We start from the raw sequence: 2,603 nt of genomic DNA on the forward strand, positions 1-2,603 counted from the left end.
CTTGAACTCGCGGCTAAACTTCCTTCTCTGCATTCACAAACTCCGGTTTCGTCAAAAACACCTTATCTCGGTGTCCACGAAACCGGCAGCAGGCCATGCCAGGTGTTGCCTGGAGAGGGTCGGTTGGCTGAATGACAATTGTGCGACTATCAGGTGAGGTGCGTGCTTCATCGAAAGTGCCGCGCTCATATCTATAGATTGAACCAAGCGAGGTTTGCCGGAGGCATCAATTCCTGGGTAGGATCAAGCCACGATGAGTCCGACAAAGAACAAGTATTCCCCTGAGGTCCGCGAGCGTGCGGTGCGTCCGGTGCGGAATAGCTAAGACCGGCACAGTTCTCGCTAACGGCGATGATGTCGATCTCCGCGAAGCTCGGCTGTTCGGCGCACACGCTGAATGAGACGGTGAAGAAATTGGCAGCGGTAACGGCTAGTTGCTCCAACTGATGTCGTTCATAGGACGAAGGCGCTTGAGTGGGAGAACGCGAGCAGCGCCAGGCGAACGAGATCGTCCGCAAGGCATCGGCGTGGACGATCTCGTGGCTTTCCCGGCGGCGGCCTCGAGATTACGCAGGGCATCATCCTGCCTATATGACGTTCAGCAATCTGCGCCCAGAAAACCGGCAGAGATAATCTGCGACATGCGCTTCGATGCAGCATTCGCCCCGCAGGCTATCGTCTTGGCGCTTGCCGCATTGCTCCTACAGCTAAAGATAGAACTCATCACAAGTCGCAAGCCGATGGACCGAAACCATGAAGCCGCTCAACAAGGTATTCCGATCTCCCGATCCGTGTGGATTTTCAACGTATGTGGAGTGCCGATAGTGCATCTGTTCTAATAGCCAAACTCCCATTGGCATGCTGAATGTGGCGCCAACGAGCAACCGGACCGGCGCTCGATGACGGGACCGTCAGTTTCAGCATTTTTCGTGGGAGCACCTCATTGATTCAAGTAAGAACTTTTTTTGAACTGAAGAGATGGCTCCGCAGTTCCACGGCTCTTGGTTGCACCGGATTGGGTTTCGCCGTATCGGCTGTGGCCGCTGTCGGCTTCAGTGAAGCGCAAGCACATGTTGTCTGCGATACGCGACTTGGAAGCAATCCCGCCATTACCGATTGTACACTGGACCAGGGTTCGGTGACCTGGACGAATCAGCACGCCATCAATGGCGAATTGAGCGTCGGCAAGGTGAATGGCGTGCCTGCCGAATTGTCCATCATCGGCGCGAAAGTTTACAGCGGTGCAGGCTTCATCGGTCAGGGTGGTGGTCGAGATGCGCCTAACATGGGCACGGTGAGGGTTTCCGGTCCGGGTGCTGAATGGCATCTCTCCGGAAGCGCTCCTATCGCCTATGCGGGCGTGCTCGGGGTCGGCGCCACGGGCACCGGCTACGGCAGCGGGACTCTTGTCATCGAAGATGGCGGCAAGGTCTTTGCCGATCAGGTCCGCATCAGCAACGCCGTCGGCTTCGGCGGCGAATCCCATATTATGGTTTCTGGTGAGGGTTCCGTGCTTGACGCCGACGAACTCCGCGGCTTGAGCAGCAGTGCGTCGATCGTCGATCCCATCACCATCAAGGATGGGGGGCTGATCTCCACCAACTATGTTTCTCTTGGGGGGCAGGGCAATGCGATACTTGTCAGCGGCGCGGGATCGAGTTGGGTCAACACAGGGGCGATGATCAATCACAACGGCTTTGCCATCGAGAACGGAGGCAAGGTAGAAACGCAAACCCTGAAGCTCGGTGAGAACACGACCATCACCGGTGCCAGCTCCGTTTTGCGTGCCGGTCAGCGCGTGGATCTCGAAGGCGCTTTCAATACGGGCTACATCACGGTTTCCAACGGCGGCTTGCTGGAAACGCCTGTCCTTGCGATTTCCTCGCAAGGCGGGGTGCGTGTCGAGGGCGGCGGTACGGTGAACGCCGATACGGCCGGCGTCGGCCTCCTTGCTTACCTCACGGTTGACGGCCAGAATAGTCGGTTCAATGTCACCGGAAATTTCAATGCGAATGGGCCGGTGGCGCTCAGCGGCGACGGCCATCTGGAGGTCGGCGGCCAGTTCAATCTCCGCCAGTCGCTGATTATTGGCGGCGCGAAGGAAAGCAGTGACGGATGGCTTGGCCTGGGAGATCCGAAAGCCGCCGGTTTTCTCAATGCCGACGCAACGATTCTCCTTGACGAAACCGGTCTCCACTTCAATCACACCAACAGCGACTATCTCTTTTCAAACAAGCTCTCGGGCAGTGGCTTTATCAAAAGCTATTCCGGGGAGACGATTATCGATGGCGACCTGTCCGAATTTTATACAACGAAAAGCGATGATCTCGCCGTTGTCGTCGACGGCGCGGATGCCCGGCTTGTGCTTAAGAGCGACATGGATACGACAGACCTGGACGGGCGAGCGAACCGCGAGACCAAAACCACGTTTGAGGTCAAGAGTGGCACGCTGATCGTCGACGGCACCGTCGGCCACATTTATGAGATCGAGGGTGATCCCGGGGAGTGACGTGCCACCCGGATTTCGGACCGTTCTGAACTGGAATTTTCCAATTATGATCCCTGCCATGGGAGAAGGAGAATTCCATGAAGAAGTCGAAGTT

Annotated in this window: 1 protein-coding gene; it reads left to right on the forward strand. The window is 56.9% G+C overall.

Annotated features, from left to right (window positions below; genetic code table 11):
- Positions 1 to 865 precede the first annotated feature (865 nt).
- Positions 866 to 2,509: an autotransporter outer membrane beta-barrel domain-containing protein gene (locus AC07E3_RS21310; RefSeq protein WP_478364723.1), complete on the forward strand. Its 1,644-nt coding sequence runs from the start codon at positions 866 to 868 to the stop codon at positions 2,507 to 2,509.
- Positions 2,510 to 2,603 lie beyond the last annotated feature (94 nt).

The organism is Nitratireductor lacus (genome assembly GCF_056431025.1).